Consider the following 21,159-nt stretch of genomic DNA (forward strand, 5'->3'; position numbering starts at 1 on the left):
CTCCTATTTGAACTGACCAGTCAGTTCAGTTAGACTTTCAGCAGACACCATTTCTGCGAAAGGCTCATTGTGCTGTCCGTACAGCAACTCCAGATCAACGGCCGCCGGGACGATCTCCTTCCGGCAACGTCACTCCAGGCCCGTCGTGGCGAACTCTTGCTCGTGGCTGGCGAAGGCCAGGATCAGCGGACCGCCTTGGCCTTGGCACTCAGTGGACGCATGAAACCCAGCAACGGCGTCCTCAGTTGGGACAACAACAGCAAGACCAAGAAGATCCGGCTGGCGAGCGCCTTGGTGGACTCGCCCGGCGTCAATGAGCCTGAACAGCATCTAAGTGTTCGCGACCTCGTCACAGAGGACCTCTCCCTCATCCCCCGCCGTTATCGTGGCGCCCTGCTGAGCAAGCCGTGGCTGAAGATCAACAGCTTTGAGGACATCGCCGGCCTATGGGTTGAACAGCTTTCCGCCAGCCGCCGGCTCGAGCTCCTGACCGCCCTCGCTTTGGCAGATCCGGCAACGGACCTCCTCGTGGTCGACTCCCCCGATCGCCACAGCGCCGATCCCGCGGCATGGCTGCCCCGACTTGAGGCACTGGCGTCCGACGCCGGGCGACCCCTCGCCGTCGTCGCCGTCGTCGGTGCCCTCCCGGACAACTGGACTGGCCCTGCTGCGGTGATTGGCAACTCAGTCGCCCACGCGCCGGAACCGGAAACCGTTGAAGTGTCCGCCCAGCCGGCAAAGGCAACGAACGCGCAATCGACAACGACCCCAATCGCGGCCCGCGAGATTCAAGACGAAGCATCCGAACCTGAATTCCAAGACCTCCAAAGGACTGCAAAGTGACTGTTCTGCGGCTCGCCCGCTCCGAACTCAAGCGCATGACCGGCGGGCTCCTGCCCAAGCTGACCATTCTGGCCCTGACCATGGTGCCGCTGCTCTACGGTGCGGTGTACCTCTATGCCAACTGGGATCCTTACGGCAACCTCAACCAGATCGACGCCGCCTTGGTAGTAGAGGACACCGGGGCAACCTCGAAGGATGGCACCGAGCTGCAGGCCGGCAAGAAGGTTGCCGACAGCTTGGTGGATGGCCACGTCTTCAATTGGAAGCAGGTTTCCAGCGCGGAAGCTGCGGATGCCGGCGTCCGTTCAGGCGAATACGCCTTCGCGCTGCGCATCCCCAAGGACTTCTCCGCCAACCTGGTCTCCCCCGGCAGTTTCGACGCCGCCAACCAGGCAATGCTCCATGTCACCACCAACGACGCCAACAACTACCTCCTGAGCACCATCGTGGACAAGCTCACCACAGCCGTGCACTCAACGGTGGCCAAGGAGGTGGGCGAGGAAACAGCAAACCAACTCCTCACCGGCTTCGGCACCATCCACGCCTCCATCGTGAAGGCAGCGGACGGAGCATCCCAGCTCGCCACGGGCGTGGGCCAGCTCAGCGACGGCGCAGCAACGTTGCATGATGGCACCACCCAATTGGTGACCGGAGCAGACCAGCTGGTGGCGGGACAAACGAAACTGCGAGACGGAGCCGTCCAGCTGAACACAGGCGCCAGCCAGTTAAGTTCAGGATTAAACGAACTGAAGAGCAAGACCTCCACCATGCCTGCCGATTCGCAGAAACTCGCCGACGGCGCCGCGCAAGTAGCAGCCGGGAACGCGGAGCTGAATGCGAAAGTCCAGGACGTCGTCGGGCAGCTTGATGCAGCAGACAAAGGCCTTCGCAATCGTGTTGTCGAATCCAATGTGCGGCTGGTTAGCGCCGGCGTGCTCACCCAGGAGCAGGCTGACAAGGTCCTGGCCGATTTCGACTCCACTGCAACCTCTGGCCCGGTTACCGACGCCAAGGCCAAGATCGCGGGCGACGCCGCCAAAATCCAGCAGCTCTCGGATGGTTCAGCTGCCGTGAGCGCCGGCGCATCGAAGCTTGCCGCGGCTACACCAACGTTGACAGACGCGATTTCGCAGGCAGCGGCCGGAGCCGGACAGTTGAGAACCGGGGCGTCCGCGCTGGCCGCCGGCCAGCAGAGCGCACTGGATGGCGCCATAAAGCTCGACGACGGCGCCCATCAACTCAACGACGGCGCCGGACAGCTTGCCAATGGCGCGGTGAAGGCCTCCGATGGCTCACACACACTGGCCACAGAACTCGCCAAGGGTGCCGGAGAAATCCCCAACCCGAACGATGAACAGAAGAGCAGTGTGTCCAAAGTGATCGCCGATCCCGTCGCGGTGGACAACGTATCGCAGGCCAAGGCAGGATCTTACGGGGCCGGCCTGGCACCCTTTTTCCTGACCCTGGCCCTGTGGATCGGCGTATTCATGCTGGTGCAGGCCATGCGCCCCATCACCCAGCGCGCGCTGGCATCCAACGCACGCGCCTGGAAAATCGCGGTGGGTGGCTGGCTTCCGTTCTTCGTTGTCTCGGTCCTGCAGGCCACCATCCTGACCCTCGTGGTGAATCTGGGCCTCGGCTTGAACGCCGCCCACCCCGTAGGCATGTGGTTGTTCATGTTAGCCGCGGTGATGGCGTTCAGTGCGATCATCCAGGGCATCGTGGCGCTCATGGGTACTCCGGGCAAGTTCGTGGTGCTGATCCTGCTGGTCCTGCAGCTTGTGTCCTCGGGCGGTACGTTCCCCTGGCAGACCACCCCCATGCCACTTCACGTGGTGCACGAAGTCCTGCCCATGGGCTACGTGGTGACGGGAATGCGGCACCTGATCTACGGCGGGGAACTCAGCATGATCTGGCCAACAGTTCTGGGCCTGCTTGGATACACTTTGCTGGGAGCGGCACTGTCCACTCTCGCGGTCCGCAAACACAAGATGTGGACCCTCAAGACGCTGAAGCCGGAGATCGCCGTATGAGTACCACCGAGCCGGCCCCTTCAGAGCTGGGGGCCGCGGCAGGAAACGCGGAGAAGAAGTTGCGCCCCGGGCGCACCAACGCCACCAAGCAGCGCCTCTTCGAGGCGTCCATGGAGCTGATTGGCGAACGTGGCGCTGCAGGTGTCACCGTGGATGAGATTGCGGCCGCGGCCGGCGTGTCCAAGGGTACGGTTTACTATAACTTCGGCAGTAAATCGGACCTGATCGCGCAGCTGCTGCGGCACGGCGTGGACATTATGCTGGTCCGCCTCCAGGCAATCGAAGGCCAAGCCAGCGATCCCCTGGAATCCATGAAGAACATGGTGGGCCAGGCCATGGAATTCATGGACGAATACCCGTCATTCGCTCGTCTGTGGGTCAGCGAAAACTGGCGGACGCCGGGCGAGTGGAGTGCTGTGTTCGCCGAACTCCGGGCAGAACTCCTCGCGGTCATCGGCTCTGCGGTGGAACGTGTGGCTTCCGGATACAAGGTGGACGAGTCCATCGCCCGCGGGAGCCTGGAGGCGGCCATCTTCGGGGCCATCTTCGTGGTGGGACTCGACCGGCAAACCTACAACCCGGAGCGTACCCGGGAACAGAGCGTGGCCGCGGTCATGACCATCATGCATGGGTACGTCATCAAGTAGGTGACCGTCCGCAACGGTATCCAACTGCAATCTACGACGGCGTGGCGTAGCCCGCTGGTCGGCGATGATTAGACTCATGCGTCACATGGGGAACAGCGGAAAGCTTGCGGTGGTAACCGCTTTTATGTCGCTCGGGCTCTTGGTCCTCGCAGCCGTGGTCCTTGAAGAACTGGTCCTGTATCTGTTTCTGGGAGCGGTGCTGACCTGCTATTTGGCATCGATAGTGCAGGTCTTCAACCGGCGCCGATACCTCGTGGTTCTCCTTGGCGCTGCAGGCACCAGCTTGTTCATCGGCTTCAGCATCGCGTTCCTGCGCATGTGGGGCCTCGCGTTCAACCAGGACGCCAACGCCATGGGAAGTGCCGTAAGTACCGAGGACTCAGACATCTACTTCTACCTGGCCGCCGTGGCTGGGGTTGGAACCCTGGCTGTGCTGTTCCTCGGGGCCGTGGTGCCATCGTTCGGTTCCAGCCGGGCCAGGCGACCCACGCCGGTGGCCAAAAGAACCACAACGCCAACTAAACGAGCTCCCAACTCACGTCCAGCCGCGCCGGCAAAACGCCCAACTACATCGACGGCACGTCCTTCGAGCTCCGCCAAGGCCTCTCCGGCGAAGCGTCCCGCAACACCCCGCACACCTACAGCGGCAGCCAAGCGTCCGACGTCGGGCGTTCCGTCTCAACGCAAACCTGCCTCCAAGCGCTAGCGATCTCCAAACGCCAGCCTTGCGGGGCCCGCTCTGCGTGCCTCCCGAACGATTAGACGCGCAGAGCGGCCCCTGCAACGGTCACTTCGGGACGCTTCCGCCCAACTCCCAGGACTGCAGTGGCAACACCGAGCAGCAGGATCAGGCCGCCCATGATCTCGGCAACGGTGGGAATCTCGTTCAGGACCAACCAGGCCGCCGTCATGCCGACCACCGGAACCAACAGCGTGAAAGGCACGACGTCGGAACTCGGGTAGAGGGACAACAGCCGGTTCCAGATTCCGTACCCAATAAGCGAGGCGAAAACCGCCGTGTAGATGGCGCTCAGGATGGTGGGCATTTGGAGGTTCGTGATGGTCGCCCACACGGTGTCCGGACAGTCCACCACAAGTGACAATCCCGCCAACGGGAGCGGCACCACGGCCCCCGACCACACCACCAAGCCAAGGCCTGACGCAGCCTTCGAGTGCCGGGCCACCACGTTGCCCACAGCCCAGGACAAGGCAGCGGCCAGCACAATCATGAGCGGAAGGACAGGCGCCACGGCACTTCGTCCCAGTGCCACCACTCCCAGGCCTGCGATACCCAGCACCACGCCTGCCATTTGGCGGCGGCTGGGCCTCTCTCCCAGGAACTTCGCGGCGAGCAGGATCGTGAACAGCACCTGGGCCTGGAGAACCAGCGATGCCAGGCCGGCCGGCATCCCCAGCGCCATGCCCAGGTACAGCAACCCGAACTGACCGGCGCTCATGAAAAGCCCGACGCCGATGATCGCCTTCCAGCTCACGTCCGGTTTGCGGATGAACAGGATGAACGGAAACACGACCAGCAGGAAGCGGAAGGCGACGAAAAGCAGCGGCGGGACATCGCGACCGTTGGCGTGAAGGCCCAGGTCTATGGCGACAAAGTTCACGCCCCAGAGGACAGCGACAAGGACGGCGAGTGCGGAGTGGCGGAGGTTCACAAGAATCACTCTGGCATGCGATTGGTTTAAGCACCAGCGTTGAATTCAGCATGAAACCACGTAGATTTACTTCATGATCGACATTTCAGCTTTGCGTGCTCTTGTAGCTGTGGAACAGCACGGATCGGTAGTGGCCGCCTCCGACGTGATGGGCTACAGTCCGTCAGCAGTTTCCCAGCAGATCAAGAAGCTGGAGAAGCAAACGGGCGTAGCCGTCCTGGAACGGAACGGCCGTGGTGTACTCCTTACCGAACGGGGCCTTGCCCTCGCTGGCTACGGGCGGCGAATCATGGACGAGCTCGAGGAACTGCAGGCAACGCTCCTCGCCGATCCCGCGAAGCCCTCGGGTCTGCTGCGGCTCGTAGCATTCTCCACTGCCTGCCGTGGCTTGGTGGGGCCAATGCTCGGACGCATCGGGACCACCGATTCTGAGCTTGAAATCAGCGTGCTGGCCGAGGACCCACGTGAGGCCGTCCAACGAGTGGCCTTAGGCGAAGCCGAGCTGGCCGTGGTGCACAACTGGAACTCCGTGCCGCTGGTCATTCCGGAAAATCTGGTGCACGAGGACCTTTGCCTGGACCAGGCCGACGTCCTGGTTAACAGCACCCACGCACTCGCTGGACGGACCGTCGTCGAGCGTGAAGACCTGCTGGATGAAATTTGGGTCAGTACGCCGGCTGGCGCCATCTGCAACGAAGCCCTTCTGCAGATCTTCGCAGGGCTTGGGCGCGTCCCCGACATCCGTGTCTACGATCCCGACTTCTCCACCCATATTGCCATGGTGGAGCAGGCCGTGGCCGTGGCGCTTGTGCCTCGGCTGGGCAGGCCGCCCCTGCCACCTGGCGTGGTTGCGGTGCCGGTCGTTAATCCCATTCAGCAGCGGGCAGTGGGAATCGTGTATCGAAAGACCATGACCGCCAGCCCCAATATCCGGCACGCCGTCAGGCTTCTCCGCGAAATAGCGGCCGAGCACGAACTGCCAGTACGGGGTTAAACCATCCGTACGGGCCAAACGACGGCGCTGTTACTTGCGGGGCACCTTAAAGTGCGTCAGACGGGCGTCCTGCCCATCCAGTTCCGCCCATGACTTCTCAGTCTCAAGCACCGTCAAAGCACTGGTTGGGTACCGCGTGGCAGCGTCCATGTAAGCATCATGGTCTGAGTCGCGCGATGCGAGGTGCATGGCCAGATCCTGGACGCCGGGCATGTGCGAGATCACCATCAAAGTGGTGACGGTGTCCGGGACGTGGTTGATCACGGTCAACATTCGATTCGCTGAAGCGGCGTACAAACCGTCCTCGAGCTTGGGCGTCGGGGCTTTGTCCCCCAGCTCATCGCACACCCACGTGCAGGTTTGGCGGGTCCTCACCGCAGACGAGCACAGAATGAAGTCCGGAACCACGCCATGCTTGAGCAGCCACCTACCAGCCAGCGGAGCCTCACGGTGTCCGCGTTCCTCCAGCGGACGCTCATGGTCCGGCACCCCCATGGGCCAATCGGCTTTGGCATGCCGCATAATCACCAGGCGCCTGATGTGATGGTCACTCATAAACCAACCCTATAGCCGCAAACCCCCATCCGCCGCGGAGGCCAATACTCACGGGAGCACGAGAGGGAAGCCCGGGCATGGTGCGGGCGCTGTAGCGCAGCGGGCCACTTTGGTGAGGGCGCGGTAGCGTAGCGGGGCATCTTGCAGCGGGCGCTGTAGCGTAGCGGGGCATCCCGAAAGCGCCGTTGTTGCGTGAGGCACGAGCGCAGGCGCAGGCGCAAAGGGATCGTCCCGCGAAAGCGAAAGGGCCCGCGACCTGACAGGATCGTCCCGCGAAAGCGAAAGCGCCCGCCCTTACAGGACAGGCGCTTTCGGCTGCAGCAGCTACTTAGATCGAGTATTCCGGAGCGGCCCAAACGATAACTTCGGGGTGCTCGTAGAAGCGGTAGCCCTGGCCGCGTACGGTGCGCACCGTGTTGGCCAGGCGACCCAGCTTGGAACGGAGGCGGCGGATGTGGACGTCGATGGTGCGCTCGTTCGGTACTTCTTCGGCGTTGCGCCACAGGCCCTCAAGCAGTTCGTCGCGGCCCACCGTGCGGGTGCCGTTTTCCACGAGGTAGTTGAGGAGCTCGAATTCCTTGAACGTCAGGTTCAGGGACTCGCCGTCGAGGTGGACTTCGCGGCGGGCGAGGTCGATCAGCACGCCGGAGGGGCGGGCTTCCTGCTGCGGTGCCGGGCGGGCAGCCTCGGTGCGCTGGCGGGCGGCGACTGTGGGGTCACCGAAAGTGGAACGTACGACGTCGAGTGCGGACCCGGGCGCCCCGGCCGGTGCGACGGCGACTGCAGCGTAGCTCTCAGCGCCGGTGACCAGGGACTGTGCGTAGGCCCGGATTTCCTGGGCGAGCTTAGCGATGGAGGTTCCTGCCGCTGCTGCTGTCTCTTCGTCGATGCCCATGTAGAGCACGAAACCGCGGGCCACGTTGTCGTTGGCGACGGGGCGAAGGCGGTCAGACTGCGCAATGACAGGAGTAGGCGCCGTCATGGGTGCTGGCTCGTTGGTGGGAACTGCCCGCAACTGGCCGTAGGAGTTGGGGTTGTACCCCTGTGGCACGTAGCCGGGAGCCTGCTGGCCGTTGCCCTGGGGGGCGGGGGCGTAGCCGGGACGGTTGCCGAAGCCGGGGCGGAGCCCTGCGTTTGAAGCGGCCTTGTTGGCGTTTCGGACGGAGATGTGGACGTAACCGGATGCAACTGACATGGAGTGATTACCTCAAAAGTGAATAGCCGTCATCGCGGCTTCGAATGCTGGTTGTCCCCGCAATGAGTTTGGGGAAGGGCGCCCAACGCTGGGCTAGGGGGCGAATGCCTGAAACTTCTTTGGGGTGGAAAGTTAGGCTTGCATTCGACAACAGCGGGTCACGTCGCCAGCGGGTGAGCTGGACCAGATTGCTGCGGCTGCAGGTGCTGTTGAGTTCTTGTTCACATTGGAAGTGTGCAACGTAACAATGGCAACACGCAAGTAACAAAGCGCCTAACCGTCCACATTTTGAGACAAGAGGGTCTATTGTGCTGCAGATCACAATTCTTTCACTACGGAAAATGAACGTCATTTCATTCGGTTCCGATAAGAAATATTCGGCTTATGGTGAATTTTCTTCGGCCAATGGTGCATGATGCCCTTCCTGATTCCCGGCAGGCGCAAGACGACGGAATCTCAAGATCTGAAACACTTGCTGTCCAATCGCAAGCCACTCTCGTCTCGAATTTTTCCCTCAAAATCTGCTACAAGCCGTAGAAAGGGCGCGCATGGGACGGCCATGCCCCGCAACGCCTTCCACCGAACTCCCACGTCGCTAGTGTTGACCTCACAGCGTCCTCACAGGCTCGGCAAAGCTTCGCCAAACCAGAAGAATGGAGAGTTGTCCCATGGCATCCCCGCACTCCATGACGAACAACCTTCCCCAGCTTTCCCACCCGGACGGCTCTCCTATCCGCGCCTTGGTGGTGGACGACGAACCCAGCCTCTCCGAGCTCATGAGCATGGGCCTTCGCATGGCAGGCTGGTCCGTCGCGGTAGCAGCCGACGGACCAGAAGCCGTGAAGCTTGCCAAGGACTTCCGCCCTGACGTGCTGGTGCTGGACGTGATGCTTCCAGGATTCGACGGCGTCGAGGTCCTCAACCGGATCCGTACCTTCGCGCCGGAAGTGCCCGCGCTCTTTCTCACGGCCAAGGACGCTGTCCAGGACCGCATCGTAGGTCTTGCCGCCGGCGGGGACGACTACGTCACCAAGCCCTTCAGCATGGAGGAAGTCCTCCTTCGCCTGCACAGGCTCGTCCAACGTTCGGGCGTTGCCGCCATGGACACGGCGGAACTGGTGGTGGGTGATCTCACGCTGAACGTGGATACACGGGAAGTCTCGCGCGCCGGCGAAGACATCCAGCTCACGGCAACGCAGTTCGAGCTGCTTCGTTACCTTATGGAGAACCCCAAGCGCGTGGTCAGCAAGGCGCAGATCCTGGACCGCGTCTGGGACTATGACTTCGGCGGGCAGGCCAACATCGTGGAGCTCTACATTTCCTACCTGCGCAAGAAAATCGAAGCCAACCACCCGCCAATGATCCACACCATCCGTGGCGCCGGCTACGTCATCAAGCCTGCGGACTGAATCTTGTCCACCCTTTCAGGAGTAACCCGCAAGACCCAGCGGAACTGGCTCAATCCCACCACCTGGCATCTGCGCACGCGATTGGTCCTGGTGGCCATGGCCTTGCTGGTAGCGATTTGCGGGGCAGTCGGAGTGGTGAGTTACGCCTCCATGGACATGTACTTCAACAAGCAACTCGATAAGCAGCTGGAGCAGGCGTCAAGCCGCGCGAATGACTTCGGCAGGCCGCCGTCGAACTTTCCCTCAAGCGGGCGGCCAGATCCTCTGGAGGCCCGCGGCCAAGGTGCCGGTACCCTCAACGCGAGGATTGACGGTTCCACCGTCATTAACTCCGGCCTGCTAAATTCGAATGGCCGCCGCGTCGCACTTTCGGCAGAAGACAAGCAGGTCCTGCTCTCACTCCCCCGTGACAACCGGCCTGTGGACCGTTCATTGTCCAACGGCGACTACCGGCTGGTGGCAGTAAATACCACCTACGGCGACGTGATTGTGACGGGCCTGCCGTTGGCTGATAAGCAAAATGCCGAGGCCTCGCTGGTATGGACCATGGTGTTTGTTTCCCTTGGCGGACTGGTGCTGATCGGCCTTGCCGGTACCGTCATCATTCGCCGGACCATGCGGCCGCTGGAGCAACTATCGGAGGTTGCAACCAAAGTATCGCGCCTTCCCCTCGACGCCGGTGAAGTGGCACTCGCTGTGCGCGTACCGCCGTCGGCCTCCCATCCTGGAACAGAAGTAGGCAGCGTTGGCCACGCTTTGAACCAAATGCTCAACAACGTTTCCAGGGCCCTGGAAGCCCGTCAGGAGAGCGAAACCAAGGTCCGGCAGTTCGTTGCGGATGCCTCCCACGAACTGCGGACGCCGCTGACCGCCATTCGTGGATATACCGAATTACTCCGCATGACGGAGAACTTCACGGACGACGGCCGGAAGTCCCTGGCACGCGTCCAGAGCCAGTCCGAACGCATGACCACCCTGGTGGAGGACCTGTTGCTGTTGGCGCGGTTGGACGAAGGCCAGCCATTGAAGGTCACGGATGTGGACCTTACCCAGTTGGTGATCGAGACCGTCAGCGACGAAAAGGTGATGGCACCGGATCACATCTGGAAGCTCCAACTCCCCGACGAGCCCATCACGGTACGCGGGGACGCAACCCAGCTGCATCAGGTGCTGGCCAATCTCCTGTCCAACGCCCGCAAACACACCGATCCAGGTACCACAGTGATCACTGGCGTCGTGCTCTCCGCGGACGGTACCGCGGTGGTCACGGTCACTGACAACGGGGCTGGCATTCCGCCTGAATTCCAGGGCCATGTTTTCTCGCGTTTTGCCCGCGCTGACGCCGCGAGATCAGGCTCTGAAGGAACCTCCGGATTGGGCTTGTCAATCGTCGAATCAATCGTCCAAGCGCACGGCGGAAGCGTGGCAGTAACGTCCAAGCCGGGGTGCACCGAGTTCATTCTGAGACTCCCGTCAGTTTCGAACGAACACGTATAACGAATCAGGCAACATGACGCGCCGTGACCGTGATCTCTGTTACCCAAATGTGACTTAAGCCGAAACCTCCTGTACCTTCGAAAGGGTGGGTCGCCCATAGTTGGCCCACACCCGGGATGCGCCGAGCTCTGCCACTTCCCGGAGTTCCGTTCTCATTCGAGGCAGAGACGGGGGACCCAGAGTCTCCGGGCACAGTACTTTCCTTGCCCTTGGGGTGAAGCCGCAGCTACGCGCGCGGCCGGATGACCTCATCCGAACCCGACAGCTAACTCCGCAGGCGCTGAGAGGTAATCACACATGTCTGAATTCAACGATCAGACGCGCCCTTCCGCGCGTCACCGTGACGAACACAACGCTCCCCTGACCAAATCGCAGTCTGTTCTGAAGACCGCTGCCCGCCGCGGCAAGACCGGTCAGCGCATGTCCGTTGTTGCAGGAGTCGTTGCCGCAGCATTGGGCGTCGCATCGCTTGGCCAGGCCGCAAACGCCGCATTCAACCTCCCGGAAACGAGCCAGGCATCCGAGACGCAAGCCACGGCCCAGGTCAGCAACAAATCAGCGGAAATCTCTGCGTCCCTGGATGCTGCTGCCAAGAAGGGCGCCGGCGATAGGGCCGCTGCAGATCAGGCAGCAGCAGCTGCACAGGCCGCTGCCGAGAAGGCTGCCGCTGAGAAGGCTGCGGCCGAAAAAGCCGCCGCCGACCAGGCAGCAGCCGCACAAGCCGCCGCCGAAAAGGCTGCCGCTGATGCAGCCGCCAAGCAGGCTGCCGATGCCGCCGCTGCTGCAGCCGCAGCCGCAGCAGCTGTTCCCAAGGCCGTGGACGATCCCGCTGCTGCCAAAGCTTACGCCGCCAGCATCCTCGCCAGCTACGGCTGGGGTCCGGGTGAAATGACTGCCCTGAACACACTGTGGGAGAAGGAATCCAACTGGCGGACCACCGCGACCAACGCGTCCAGTGGCGCCTACGGAATCGTGCAGTCTCTGCCAGCTTCCAAGATGGCAACTGCCGGCGCCGACTGGGAGACCAACTACCAAACCCAGATCAAGTGGGGCCTGAACTACATCAAGGAACGCTACGGCTCCCCCTCGGCCGCCCTCGCCTTCCACTTGGCCAACAACTGGTACTAAGCCAACTCAATAAGCAGGTTTGAGCCCACCCCAGCGGGCTCAAACGTGCAGGGCCTGATTACCGCCCCGTTTTCCGCCGTTCGCAGCAGTGATTACTGCAGCTGACAGCGGGAACGGGGCGGTTTTCGCGTTTCAGGTGGCGACGGCTTGCACCTCACGTAACGTCAGGACTTAGCGTTGTGCCCATGACGGGAACAACAGGAACCGGACCGTGGAGCATCGGTGAACTGGCCACAGCATGTGGCGTCAGCGTGCGGACGCTCCACCACTACGACGAGATCGGGCTGCTGTCCGCAAGCCAAAGGACATCATCTGGTCATCGCCGGTATTCGGAGAGCGACCTGCGCCGCCTATACCGGATCAGATCGCTTCAGATGCTGGGGCTTCCGCTCGCTGCCATCGGCAAGGCGCTGCAAACGCCCGAGGATGATCTGGAGTCTCTTCGAGGCCTCCTCAAAGAGCAGCTGGTCCATGTGCAGGAGCATGCCCAGCAACTCCAGGCGCTCCAAAACCGTTTGGGCGAGCTGTTGTCACGCATGGACGGACACGCCATGCCCACCCCTGAACAATTCATGTCAACGTTGGAGATGATTACCGTGCTCGAAAACAACTTCACAGCCGAACAACGCCAGCAACTCGCGGACAAGCGGGAAGAACTCGGCGCAGAAAAAGTCGAAGCCGCCAAGCAGCAGTGGGCCGTCCTTGTGGAAGAAGGACTGGCGCACGTGGAAGCCAACAGGCCCGTCACGGATCCTTCCGTCCAGGAATGGGTGCACTCATGGGACGGCATCGGTTCCATGTTCCACTCGAGTGAGGACACCAAAGGTGCAGCGCGTGCAGCCTGGCAGGAAAACAGCAAGGCCATCAGCGCCGGCCTGCCTTGGAGCGCTGAGCAGTTGGCCGGGCTGATGGCATATTTGGAAAAGGCGCGCTCGGCCCGGTAACTGGACTGTGCCTATACTTCCGGTTCGGCCTATGCTTCCGGTTCGGCCTCTGCCGCACCTCGAACGGCTGCGATGGAGGCAGCGACGTCACCTGCGTCGGTGGCCCAGTTGCTGACCGAAATCCGGAAGATGTCGCGTCCTCGCCATGAGGAACCTGACATCCACACAAGCCCTTCGGCCATGAGCCGCTGGGTGACGCGGTGTGTGCGGTCATCACTGCCGAAGGCTACCGATACCTGTGTGAACACGACGTCGTTCAGAATCTCCACACCCGGGATCTCCGCGAGTCCCTCCGCCAACGCGCGGGCGTTTGCTGCAAGCCTGTCCACCATGGCAATGACTCCGGACCGGCCCAACTGTCGCAGCGCTGCCCACACCGGGATGCCGCGGGCCCTACGGGACAGTTCCGGAACTTTGTCGAACGGATCGCCCAGTCCGGTCTCCGTTGCAATGAGGTAACTCGTGTGAACGCTGAAGGCGCGTCTAAGGGCTTCCGGCCGGGAGACGATGGCCAAGCCGCAGTCGTACGGGACGTTCAATGTTTTGTGGGCATCGGTGGCCCACGAATCGGCTGCCTCTACTCCGGCCAGCCGCCCGCGCAGATTTGGGCTGACTGCCGCCCACAGCCCAAAGGCGCCATCCACATGCACCCAGGCCTCCCGGTCATGGGCTACCGCGATGGCTTCGGACATCGGATCGAACGCACCGGAATGCAGGTTGCCGGCCTGCAGGCACACGAGGGAAGGCCCGGGTTGCTGGTCCATGGCGTCGGCAAGGGCTTCCGGCAGGATCCTGCCTTGATCGTCCGTGTCCACGGGCACGCACGCTCCCAGCCCCAGATACCGCAGGGCGAGATCCACGGCGGCGTGCCGTTCCCGGCCGGCAAACGTTGTGATGAGCGGCGCGCCGGTCAGGCCCAGGTCCGCCAGGTCCCATCCTGCCTCGTCCATCAGGTATTGGCGCCCGGCGGCCAGGCCCGCGAAGTTGGCAGTGGTAGCGCCAGTTGTGAACCCGATGTCGGACCCTCGGGGAAGATCCAATAGTTCCAGGAGCCAGGCCGCCGCGGATTCTTCGATCGCAGCGGCAGCGGGAGTCGCAAACCTGAGCCCGGCGTTTTGGTCCCACGCCGAGACGAGCCAATCTGCAGCCATGGCAGCCGGCAACGTCCCGCCCATGACCCAGCCGTAGAAGCGTCCGGACTGGATGGCCATCAACCCGGGCTCCGCCAATGCGGCGAGCTCGTCTACTACGTCAGCCGCGTCCGTTGCTTCGTCGGGAAGGCTCGAAAGAAGGCTCGCGGCAACTTGGTCGGCGTCGGACGTGGGCCGGACTGAACGGCTGGGCACTGACGCAAGCCACTCCGTAGCGTGCGCCATGGCCCGCTCCAGTGCAGCACCGTACGCCTCCGGCAACGCAGACATGCGCACAGCCTACTCCCGGTTCACCGGCTGGAACAGCGAAGGCGAACAGTGCTAGAGCGTGAAGGTGATGAGGTGACCGCCGTCGTCGTCTTTCACTGCTGTGACCATCACGGCTGAGTAGTCCGGGATCCGCCACATGCCCGGCTCAAGCTCGCCTCCGGCGTCGCCCACCACCACGGTTCGCATCCCGGCGGCGCGGGCTGCGGCGATACCTGCCGGAGCGTCCTCAAAAACCACGACGTCGGCCGGTTCCGCGCCCAGCAACGCTGCGGCTTTGAGATACCCCTCCGGGTGCGGCTTGCCCCGCGTAACGCCTTCGGCGGTGACGGTAGTCGATGGCATGGAAAGTCCGGCAGCCTTCATCCGGATGTCGGCAAGGATGCGGTCCGCGGACGTGACAAGCGCGATGGCGTCGTCCGGCAATGATGCAAGCAGGGCTTCTGCGCCAGGAAGGGCAATCACGCCGTCGGTCCTGGTGCGTTCCATCTCGCCCAGCTCGGCCGTCAAAGCTTCAAGATCAGCTCCTGCCGGAGCATAACGGCGCACAGTATCGCCCGCTTGCACCCCGTGTGACGTCCGCAGGATTTCGTTGTAGTCGAGGCCGTATCGTTCGGCGAACTCCAGCCATACTTGCTCGACGATCGCCGTGGAATCAACCAGTGTTCCGTCCATGTCGAACAGGACAGCACGAACCGTCAGGGTAGAGGATCGCTCGGCGTGTGCGGAAGGCGAGGTTGGCTCGGCAGGATGGCTCATGCATCCATCCTGCCGCACCATGCAGGGGTTGCGGCTAACTGTGACTTAGCCGTTGGGCCGGTGCGGAATGTACTGCACAGCCCACTTATTGCCGTCGGGGTCCGCAAAATGGACGAAGTGTCCCCAGTCCTGAACGTCGATATCACTGACCTCGACGCCATTGGCCTTGAGCTGTTCGTGGGCTTTATTGATGTCGCTCACCACTATTTGAAGGGATGGCGCTGTCCCGGGAGGAGCATCGCTGAGGCCCTCCCCGATCGCGATGGAACAAGCCGATCCCGGCGGCGTCAACTGCACAAAGCGGATGCCGTCCATGGGACGCTCATCGAAATCGGCATTGAAACCAACTTTGTTGACGTAGAAATCCTTCGCGCGATCCACGTCGGACACAGGGACAAACACCAGTTCAAGTTTCCAGTCCATGCGCCACAGGCTAACGGGGCGCGCAGGAAAGCGGTAGAGGCGTACGGATTAGCCGGCCACGCCGTAGAGGCGGTCGCCGGCGTCGCCCAAGCCTGGAACGATATATGACCTGTCGTTCAGCTTCTCGTCAATCGAAGCGAGGACTACCGTCACATTGGCGTCCTGCAGTTCCTCCTCCAACTTGGCGAGGCCTTCCGGAGCAGCCAGCAGGCAGATGCACGTAACGTCGGAGGCGCCGCGTTTGAAGAGGAATTTGATGGCTTCGCGCAAGGTGCCGCCGGTGGCAAGCATGGGGTCCAGCACGAAGATCTGACGTCCGGTGAGGTCCTCGGGAAGGCGCTCGGCGTAGGTGATGATGTCCAGTGTCTCTTCGTCGCGGGCCATGCCCAGGAAGCCGACCTCAGCGGTGGGGACCAGTTTGGTCATGCCCTCAAGCATTCCCAGCCCAGCGCGCAGGATGGGAACCACCAAGGGCGTCGGCTTGGTGAACGCCGTGCCGATGGTCTTTGTGACAGGAGTCTCGATCTCCACTGGCTGTGTCTTGACCTCGCGGGTGGCCTCGTAGGCCAGGAGGGTGACGAGTTCTTCAGTGAGCTGCCGGAAGACCGGTGAAGGGGTGTTCTTATCCCGCAGTACGGTGAGCTTGTGAGCGACCAGCGGGTGGTCCACGACGAGTGTGCGCATCGTCCAAAACTATCATTGAGACATGAGCGCCACGGAGCCGTATCACGCTGAACACATGGCTTGGATGGGCCTCGCCCTGGACGAGGCCCGATTGGCGATGGAAACGGACGACGTGCCGATCGGCGCGGTCGTTCTAGGACCCGACGGCGGTGTGCTGGGTTCAGGGCGCAACGAACGGGAAGCACACGGGGACCCGACCGCCCACGCAGAGATCGTCGCCATCCGCGAGGCCGCGGCTGCCCTGCAACGCCATGCCCTCGAATTGGGCGAAGGCGGCGACGGGTGGCGGCTCGAGGACTGCACCTTGGTGGTAACCCTTGAACCGTGTGCCATGTGCGCCGGGGCGATCGTCCTGGCACGGATTCCCCGCGTCGTGTTTGGCGCGTGGGATGAGAAAGCCGGGGCCGCAGGTTCGGTGTTCGATATCCTCCGCGAGCGCCGGCTCAACCACTGGGTGGAGGTGTATGCAGGAGTGCGCGAGGAAGAATGCGCAACGCTCCTCCGGGACTTCTTCGCTACACATCGTGTGCCGGCAGCGGAGCACCGCTCACCCGCCTGAGCTCTATGTAAGGAGCCAATCATGACAATCGCTTTCAACCACACCATCGTCTACGCCACGGACAAGCACGCGTCGGCTGCGTTTCTGGCCCGCATCCTTGGGCTTCCCGCACCACAGCTCATGTGGTCCTTCGTCACTGTTTCCTTGGAAAACGGCGTCACCCTGGATTTCCTCGATGCCACAGGAACCATCGCGCCCCAGCACTACGCCTTCCTGGTCAGCGAAGAGGAGTTCGATGCGATCTTTTTGCGGATCACGGCCGAACACATTCCCTATTGGGCCGATCCCGCACGTTCCCGTGCGCAACAAATCAACCACAACGACGGCGGCCGCGGGATCTACTTCAGCGACCCGGACGGGCACTTCCTTGAAGCAATCACCCGGCCGTATGGTTCGGGCTGAATGCCTTTCGGGCTGAGTGCGTTACAGACCAGCGGCCTCGTTGAGGGCGTCGATCCGTAGCTGCCGGGACGCCGGTGAGTCCAGGCTGAACGACCTGAAGTCGCCGAGTTCATCGCGGATCCATGCTTCTATTTCGGCGATGCGCTTGCTGACTGCGGCAGTGGGCTTGGCGAACGTCCACGCCGCGATGCGTTCGTTGCCGGGATCATACTGCCACAGGCCGATGATCCGGCCCCGGTCCAGAATCGGGTGATCCGGGAGGTCGGCCTGAAGCGCAAGGGTGGTGTCCAGGACCTTCTTTCCTTTGTCCTCCTCTGCGAACATCTCAGCCGAATTCCGCCTGTGGAGGACCAGTGAGTCGGTGCCTGCAAGCAACTGGATCTGCTCGTCGCCGGGTTCTTGGAAGTCGGCCAAGCGTTCGACGTCGTCCGGCAGCATCCACAGCACGTCACCGTTCGCGGTGGCCACTTCCACGGCCCCGACGCCGGCGAGCGCCGCTTTGGTCTGGGCTACGGTGAACGCAGTGAACCACTGGCTCTGCTTGAGAGTCGCTCCGCCTGTCCAGCGCAAGTACCGTTCGAGCAGGAGGCGGCGAGCGCCGTCGTCGTCGATTTTGCTGGGCCCAAGGCCCCACTTGGTGTAGGCATAACGCTGCTGGTCGAGGCGGCCGTTGATGGGGACCCGGCGGATGCGGCCGTCGGCCTGAAGCAGGCCCAGGGCCGTGGGCAGCGTGGTGGCTGCACCCTTCTTCTTGCCTTCCTCCCCGAGGCTCCGGACAGAATCGCCCAGTTGGTCCTTGAGCTGCCTGGGATCCAGGGGATCGCTGGACTCCTGCAGGGCGTGCTCCACTTGGTCCTCTAGAAGGGTGATCTCGCTGCGCTCCACGCCGAGTCGCGCCAATACCTTGAAGGGTGCAACGGCGGCGTCGCGGCCGATCTGCAGGCCCCAGGCGAAGTCGGCCCGGCCCAGTACGTACGTGCAGCCGCGGGCAGTGGGGAGTTCGTGGATGTTGAGTTCTTTGACATCGCGGTCGGCCTGTTCCCGACTGATTCCCGCCCTCGCAAACAGGGTGAGGTACGGATTGGCGCCGCCCACCGAGCGTGCCCATCCGGCGTGATCGAGGACTTCCTCGGATGTCTTTCCTGCGAGCGACCCGTCGAGGCCCTGTTTGTGCCAGGCCCAGGCCCGGAGGTGCTCCGCGGTGAGGGTTGCTGCGGCCGGAATGGTCTGGACTTTGGGCGTCATGGCCCTATTCTGCACCCTCGCCGGTTCCGAGGGCTTTCAGAACCTTTGCTGCTGTGGTGTCCCACCCGGGAAGGTTGGCCCGGGCCTGGATTGCGGCAGTGCGCCAGGTCTGCTGGAGTTCGTGGTCGCTAAGCCATCTCCGGATGGTGCTGGCAAGGTTGTTGGGCTGTGTTAGGTCAAGCGCCGTCCCCGCTCCTGCGCTTCCGAGCGCTTCCACGGCACCGGTCCCCTGCCGGACAAGAACCGGTACGCCATGGGCCAATGACTCCGTCACCACCAGGCCGAACGCCTCGGACTTCGAAATGAGGATGCTGAGATCGGCTTTGCGCCACTGATCCTCCAACAATTCTCCGGTCAACTCGCCGGTGATGATGATGCGGTTTTGGAGGCCATGACGTTCGACGGCGGCCCTCACCTTCGTCGCGTACGCCGGGTCAGCGTGTTCCGTGCCGATCAGGGCCGCGGCCCACGGAAGGTCCTTCAGTGTGGCGAGGGCTTCCACCAGTTCTGATTGGCTCTTATTGGGCAGCAGCGCGGCGAGGGCGATGATGTGCGGGGGTTCCGAGCCCTTGGCAATTTCAGCCGCTTCAACACCGGGATGGGCGATCACCACGTTTTTGAGGCCATGCCTGTTTTCCAGTTCCGCGACGGCGTGGGCGCTGGGGCAGACAACGCCTGAGGCTGCAGCCAGAGCCCGGGCTTCAAGATCCGCGTGATCGGCCAGCGCCATATGAGAGAGTACCCACACCTTGGTTCCTGCACTCACCGCGCCCGCCACCTCTTCCGGGGCCCCGCTCGCAACCAAACCGTCGGCAATCACTGTAGCGCCGCCGTCGAGCACTTCCGCGAACCGGCGCCGGTCTGCCGCGCTCCCAACCGGCCAATCGCCGTCGACGATGACTGTCTCGACCCCGACGCCCAGGGCCATCAGGTGCTCGGCGAGTTTGGCGTTGTACTTGTTCCCGCCGGAACCATGCCGGACGTTTCCCGGCACCAGGAAGCGGATGTGCACTTACTTGACCGGGAGCTCCAGTGAATATCCTGCCCACGCGTCCGGATTCTCGCGAAGGACGACGTCGATACCGCTGAGGGCCGGCCCATCCTCTGTGTTCTGGATCCGGGTGGCAACGGCGTCGGCGATGTGCTTCGCCAACGCCTCCGTGGTGGACAACTTGCCCTTGAACGCAGGGTGTTCGTCGAGGTTCTTGTAGTTCAGGTCTTCAAGAATTTCCTCAAGAATGCCGCCTGCCGCGCCAATATCCAGGACGATTGCGTCCTCGTTGAGCTCGGTGCGGCGGAAGGTCACTTCGGCGACGAACGTGGCACCGTGGAGGCCCTGCGCTGGGCCGAAGGCTTCGCGGGGAAGGCTGTGGGCGATCATGAAATGGCGTCGGACGGTCAGGCTGAACATGTCTTACTCCTCCGGCTTTGGATAGGCGACCACATGGCAAAAGCCGCCAGGCTTTTCAAACAACTTAACGAGGCTGGTGGGCAGATTCTGAAATTGGCATTCGCTGCTCAGGAACGTGTCGAACACCGGGTCTCTTAATTGGTTCGCGGCGAGTTCGAGGCGCTGGGCGTTGGTTCTTCTGTGTCTCCTCGGCAGCGCCACCACGCCCACTTGGCTGGAGCGGATCGTCAGCCTGCGCGCGTGGAAATCCTCGCCCAGCGGCAGAGTGACTTCCTTGTCAGCGAACCATGAAAGCTCGATCACGTCGGAATCGTCGCCAGCAAGTTGAAGGCTCAGTTTGAGTCCCTCGTTGGCGGCGGAGCAGTGGAAAACGATGTCGCAATCGTTCTCTGCTTCGTCCGGGAGCGCGAAGTTGATGTTGAGTTTTTCGGCGAGATCTCTCTTGTCCGTATCTGCGTCCACGAGTTGCAGCCGGCCGAGCGGATACTTTCGGAGTATGGTCGCCAGAACGCCGCCCACCAAGCCACCCCCGACGACGGCGACACGGTCTCCCAGCCTGGGCCCGGCTTCCCAGAGGGCATTGATGGCCACCTCCACGATGCCCGTGAGTACGGCCCGGCGCGCAGGCACGTCGGCCGGTATGGCTGTGAGCTGATTCGTCGGGACGACATAGAAATCCTGGTGCGGGTGCAGACTGAAAACCGTTTTGCCGAGCCAGTTGTCCGGGCCTTGTTCTACGACGCCCACGGACAGGTAGCCGTACTTGACCGGGCCGGGGAAGTCGCCTTCTTGATGCGGCGCATGCATCAGATCCGCCACGCGCTCCGGGACCCGCCCCTCATGCACAACACGCTCCGTGCCGCGGCTGACGCCCGAGTAAAGGGTCCTGACGAGGGCTTCTTTGGGGCCCGGCGTTGGTATGGCCTCCGGGCGCAGCTCACCGTGCCCCGACTCAGTGACCCAGTAGGCCTGGGCCTCGTGTTCTTGTTCGCGCGAGATAGTCATGATGCTTATGAATCTATCGCTGGGTTGGGGTGGGCGGAAGCTGGCGTTGGTTGTCGGCGTTTCCTGGGTGGTTGGCTTGCGTCTGCTTGGTGGCTCGTTTGTGGCGCGTTTGTGGCGCGTTTGTGGCTCGTTTTGGGGAACGGGCCCGAACTCCGGTACCCTATTTCAGTTGGTGACGTGTCCGAGCGGCCGAAGGTGCAACACTCGAAATGTTGTTTGGTGTAAAAGCCAACGTGGGTTCAAATCCCACCGTCACCGCCACTTGAAAGGCCCTGCTTCCCTTTGTTTATGAGGGTTGCGGGGCCTTTTGCTTTGCTTGGATCCCCTTGACGTCATAA

Annotated in this window: 22 protein-coding genes, 1 tRNA gene and 1 riboswitch; of the genes, 12 read left to right on the forward strand and 11 right to left on the reverse strand. The window is 62.5% G+C overall.

Annotated features, from left to right (window positions below; genetic code table 11):
- The first annotated feature begins 69 nt into the window (after positions 1 to 69).
- The 4 genes from AC1DCM_RS17865 to AC1DCM_RS17880 all read left to right on the forward strand — a co-directional run bounded on the left by AC1DCM_RS17865 (position 70) and on the right by AC1DCM_RS17880 (position 4,229).
- A complete protein-coding gene (locus AC1DCM_RS17865) occupies positions 70 to 843 on the forward strand; it encodes a P-loop NTPase family protein (protein WP_442017364.1) in 774 nt (257 codons plus the stop codon).
- A complete protein-coding gene (locus AC1DCM_RS17870; protein WP_442017365.1) occupies positions 840 to 2,876 on the forward strand; it encodes a YhgE/Pip family protein in 2,037 nt (678 codons plus the stop codon). The genes AC1DCM_RS17865 and AC1DCM_RS17870 overlap by 4 nt, the downstream gene beginning before the upstream one ends.
- Complete coding sequence (locus AC1DCM_RS17875; RefSeq protein ID WP_442004723.1) at positions 2,873 to 3,523, forward strand: TetR/AcrR family transcriptional regulator; 651 nt, start codon at positions 2,873 to 2,875, stop codon at positions 3,521 to 3,523. The genes AC1DCM_RS17870 and AC1DCM_RS17875 overlap by 4 nt, the downstream gene beginning before the upstream one ends.
- 109 nt (positions 3,524 to 3,632) lie before the next feature.
- Positions 3,633 to 4,229: a hypothetical protein gene (locus AC1DCM_RS17880; RefSeq protein ID WP_477519199.1), complete on the forward strand. Its 597-nt coding sequence runs from the start codon at positions 3,633 to 3,635 to the stop codon at positions 4,227 to 4,229.
- 52 nt (positions 4,230 to 4,281) lie between these two features.
- On the opposite strand, the gene AC1DCM_RS17885 is transcribed toward AC1DCM_RS17880, so the two are convergent.
- The gene (locus AC1DCM_RS17885; protein ID WP_442017445.1) at positions 4,282 to 5,193 is read right to left on the reverse strand and encodes an EamA family transporter; all 912 of its coding nucleotides are present in this window, start codon (positions 5,191 to 5,193) and stop codon (positions 4,282 to 4,284) included.
- Positions 5,194 to 5,266: 73 nt separating this feature from the next.
- Between AC1DCM_RS17885 and AC1DCM_RS17890 the strand changes: the two genes are divergently transcribed.
- On the forward strand, positions 5,267 to 6,187 hold the full coding sequence (locus AC1DCM_RS17890; protein WP_442017367.1) for a LysR family transcriptional regulator: 921 nt from the start codon (positions 5,267 to 5,269) through the stop codon (positions 6,185 to 6,187).
- Positions 6,188 to 6,217: 30 nt separating this feature from the next.
- Here AC1DCM_RS17890 and AC1DCM_RS17895 read toward each other — a convergent pair whose 3' ends face one another.
- Positions 6,218 to 6,742, reverse strand: coding sequence for a SixA phosphatase family protein (locus AC1DCM_RS17895; RefSeq protein ID WP_431118312.1), 525 nt, complete (start codon positions 6,740 to 6,742; stop codon positions 6,218 to 6,220).
- A gap of 328 nt (positions 6,743 to 7,070) precedes the next feature.
- A complete protein-coding gene (locus tag AC1DCM_RS17900) occupies positions 7,071 to 7,937 on the reverse strand; it encodes a winged helix-turn-helix domain-containing protein (protein ID WP_442004719.1) in 867 nt (288 codons plus the stop codon).
- Between the two features lie 668 nt (positions 7,938 to 8,605).
- Here AC1DCM_RS17900 and AC1DCM_RS17905 point away from each other — a divergent pair.
- The 4 genes from AC1DCM_RS17905 (at position 8,606) to AC1DCM_RS17920 (ending at position 12,915) form a co-directional block, all read left to right on the forward strand.
- Complete coding sequence (locus tag AC1DCM_RS17905) at positions 8,606 to 9,346, forward strand: response regulator transcription factor (protein ID WP_431118309.1); 741 nt, start codon at positions 8,606 to 8,608, stop codon at positions 9,344 to 9,346.
- 3 nt (positions 9,347 to 9,349) lie between these two features.
- Entirely contained in the window at positions 9,350 to 10,843 is a 1,494-nt protein-coding gene (locus AC1DCM_RS17910; RefSeq protein ID WP_442017368.1) for a sensor histidine kinase, read from the forward strand.
- A gap of 134 nt (positions 10,844 to 10,977) precedes the next feature.
- Positions 10,978 to 11,135, forward strand: a riboswitch (cyclic di-AMP (ydaO/yuaA leader).
- A gap of 5 nt (positions 11,136 to 11,140) precedes the next feature.
- Positions 11,141 to 11,971: an aggregation-promoting factor C-terminal-like domain-containing protein gene (locus AC1DCM_RS17915; RefSeq protein WP_442017369.1), complete on the forward strand. Its 831-nt coding sequence runs from the start codon at positions 11,141 to 11,143 to the stop codon at positions 11,969 to 11,971.
- A gap of 185 nt (positions 11,972 to 12,156) precedes the next feature.
- Positions 12,157 to 12,915, forward strand: a complete 759-nt coding sequence (locus AC1DCM_RS17920) for a MerR family transcriptional regulator (RefSeq protein WP_442017370.1) — start codon at positions 12,157 to 12,159, stop codon at positions 12,913 to 12,915.
- A gap of 29 nt (positions 12,916 to 12,944) precedes the next feature.
- Here the strand turns inward: AC1DCM_RS17920 and AC1DCM_RS17925 are convergent, their stop codons facing one another.
- From AC1DCM_RS17925 to upp, 4 genes are read right to left on the reverse strand one after another with little or no spacing between them, the layout of a single operon-like run.
- The gene (locus AC1DCM_RS17925) at positions 12,945 to 14,336 is read right to left on the reverse strand and encodes a pyridoxal phosphate-dependent decarboxylase family protein (protein WP_442017371.1); all 1,392 of its coding nucleotides are present in this window, start codon (positions 14,334 to 14,336) and stop codon (positions 12,945 to 12,947) included.
- Positions 14,337 to 14,387: 51 nt separating this feature from the next.
- Positions 14,388 to 15,092, reverse strand: a complete 705-nt coding sequence (locus AC1DCM_RS17930) for an HAD-IA family hydrolase (protein ID WP_442017372.1) — start codon at positions 15,090 to 15,092, stop codon at positions 14,388 to 14,390.
- A 45-nt stretch (positions 15,093 to 15,137) separates the two neighbouring features.
- On the reverse strand, positions 15,138 to 15,515 hold the full coding sequence (locus tag AC1DCM_RS17935) for a VOC family protein (RefSeq protein WP_431118300.1): 378 nt from the start codon (positions 15,513 to 15,515) through the stop codon (positions 15,138 to 15,140).
- Between the two features lie 48 nt (positions 15,516 to 15,563).
- A complete protein-coding gene (gene upp, locus AC1DCM_RS17940) occupies positions 15,564 to 16,199 on the reverse strand; it encodes a uracil phosphoribosyltransferase (protein WP_442004713.1) in 636 nt (211 codons plus the stop codon).
- A gap of 22 nt (positions 16,200 to 16,221) precedes the next feature.
- Here upp and tadA point away from each other — a divergent pair, with 22 nt between their 5' ends.
- Positions 16,222 to 16,758, forward strand: a complete 537-nt coding sequence (gene tadA, locus AC1DCM_RS17945) for a tRNA adenosine(34) deaminase TadA (protein ID WP_442004712.1) — start codon at positions 16,222 to 16,224, stop codon at positions 16,756 to 16,758.
- Positions 16,759 to 16,779: 21 nt separating this feature from the next.
- Positions 16,780 to 17,160 (forward strand): VOC family protein, encoded by a 381-nt coding sequence (locus AC1DCM_RS17950; RefSeq protein WP_442004711.1) that lies wholly within the window; start codon positions 16,780 to 16,782, stop codon positions 17,158 to 17,160.
- A 21-nt stretch (positions 17,161 to 17,181) separates the two neighbouring features.
- On the opposite strand, the gene AC1DCM_RS17955 is transcribed toward AC1DCM_RS17950, so the two are convergent.
- From AC1DCM_RS17955 to AC1DCM_RS17970, 4 genes are read right to left on the reverse strand one after another with little or no spacing between them, the layout of a single operon-like run.
- Positions 17,182 to 18,405, reverse strand: coding sequence for a DNA glycosylase AlkZ-like family protein (locus AC1DCM_RS17955; protein ID WP_442017373.1), 1,224 nt, complete (start codon positions 18,403 to 18,405; stop codon positions 17,182 to 17,184).
- Between the two features lie 4 nt (positions 18,406 to 18,409).
- Complete coding sequence (locus AC1DCM_RS17960) at positions 18,410 to 19,417, reverse strand: glycosyltransferase family 4 protein (protein WP_442017374.1); 1,008 nt, start codon at positions 19,415 to 19,417, stop codon at positions 18,410 to 18,412.
- Positions 19,418 to 19,816, reverse strand: coding sequence for a 6-pyruvoyl trahydropterin synthase family protein (locus AC1DCM_RS17965; protein WP_442004708.1), 399 nt, complete (start codon positions 19,814 to 19,816; stop codon positions 19,418 to 19,420).
- Positions 19,817 to 19,819: 3 nt separating this feature from the next.
- On the reverse strand, positions 19,820 to 20,821 hold the full coding sequence (locus tag AC1DCM_RS17970; RefSeq protein WP_442004707.1) for a zinc-dependent alcohol dehydrogenase: 1,002 nt from the start codon (positions 20,819 to 20,821) through the stop codon (positions 19,820 to 19,822).
- A gap of 171 nt (positions 20,822 to 20,992) precedes the next feature.
- Between AC1DCM_RS17970 and AC1DCM_RS17975 the strand changes: the two genes are divergently transcribed.
- A tRNA-Ser gene (locus AC1DCM_RS17975) sits at positions 20,993 to 21,082 on the forward strand.
- The last annotated feature ends 77 nt before the right edge of the window (positions 21,083 to 21,159 follow it).

It is taken from the genome of Paenarthrobacter sp. 10N417 (assembly GCF_056394745.1).

What these genes read in the sequence shown, in the direction of transcription:
- AC1DCM_RS17895 (WP_431118312.1), bottom strand. Translation starts at nt 6,742, where the DNA reads ATGAGTGACCATCACATCAGGCGCCTGGTGATTATGCGGCATGCCAAA.
- AC1DCM_RS17925 (WP_442017371.1), bottom strand. Translation starts at nt 14,336, where the DNA reads ATGTCTGCGTTGCCGGAGGCGTACGGTGCTGCACTGGAGCGGGCCATG.
- AC1DCM_RS17890 (WP_442017367.1), top strand. Translation starts at nt 5,267, where the DNA reads ATGATCGACATTTCAGCTTTGCGTGCTCTTGTAGCTGTGGAACAGCAC.
- AC1DCM_RS17900 (WP_442004719.1), bottom strand. Translation starts at nt 7,937, where the DNA reads ATGTCAGTTGCATCCGGTTACGTCCACATCTCCGTCCGAAACGCCAAC.
- AC1DCM_RS17950 (WP_442004711.1), top strand. Translation starts at nt 16,780, where the DNA reads ATGACAATCGCTTTCAACCACACCATCGTCTACGCCACGGACAAGCAC.
- tadA (WP_442004712.1), top strand. Translation starts at nt 16,222, where the DNA reads ATGAGCGCCACGGAGCCGTATCACGCTGAACACATGGCTTGGATGGGC.
- AC1DCM_RS17955 (WP_442017373.1), bottom strand. Translation starts at nt 18,405, where the DNA reads ATGACGCCCAAAGTCCAGACCATTCCGGCCGCAGCAACCCTCACCGCG.
- AC1DCM_RS17905 (WP_431118309.1), top strand. Translation starts at nt 8,606, where the DNA reads ATGGCATCCCCGCACTCCATGACGAACAACCTTCCCCAGCTTTCCCAC.
- AC1DCM_RS17935 (WP_431118300.1), bottom strand. Translation starts at nt 15,515, where the DNA reads ATGGACTGGAAACTTGAACTGGTGTTTGTCCCTGTGTCCGACGTGGAT.
- AC1DCM_RS17875 (WP_442004723.1), top strand. Translation starts at nt 2,873, where the DNA reads ATGAGTACCACCGAGCCGGCCCCTTCAGAGCTGGGGGCCGCGGCAGGA.
- AC1DCM_RS17920 (WP_442017370.1), top strand. Translation starts at nt 12,157, where the DNA reads ATGACGGGAACAACAGGAACCGGACCGTGGAGCATCGGTGAACTGGCC.
- AC1DCM_RS17930 (WP_442017372.1), bottom strand. Translation starts at nt 15,092, where the DNA reads ATGAGCCATCCTGCCGAGCCAACCTCGCCTTCCGCACACGCCGAGCGA.
- AC1DCM_RS17965 (WP_442004708.1), bottom strand. Translation starts at nt 19,816, where the DNA reads ATGTTCAGCCTGACCGTCCGACGCCATTTCATGATCGCCCACAGCCTT.
- AC1DCM_RS17970 (WP_442004707.1), bottom strand. Translation starts at nt 20,821, where the DNA reads ATGACTATCTCGCGCGAACAAGAACACGAGGCCCAGGCCTACTGGGTC.
- AC1DCM_RS17915 (WP_442017369.1), top strand. Translation starts at nt 11,141, where the DNA reads ATGTCTGAATTCAACGATCAGACGCGCCCTTCCGCGCGTCACCGTGAC.
- upp (WP_442004713.1), bottom strand. Translation starts at nt 16,199, where the DNA reads ATGCGCACACTCGTCGTGGACCACCCGCTGGTCGCTCACAAGCTCACC.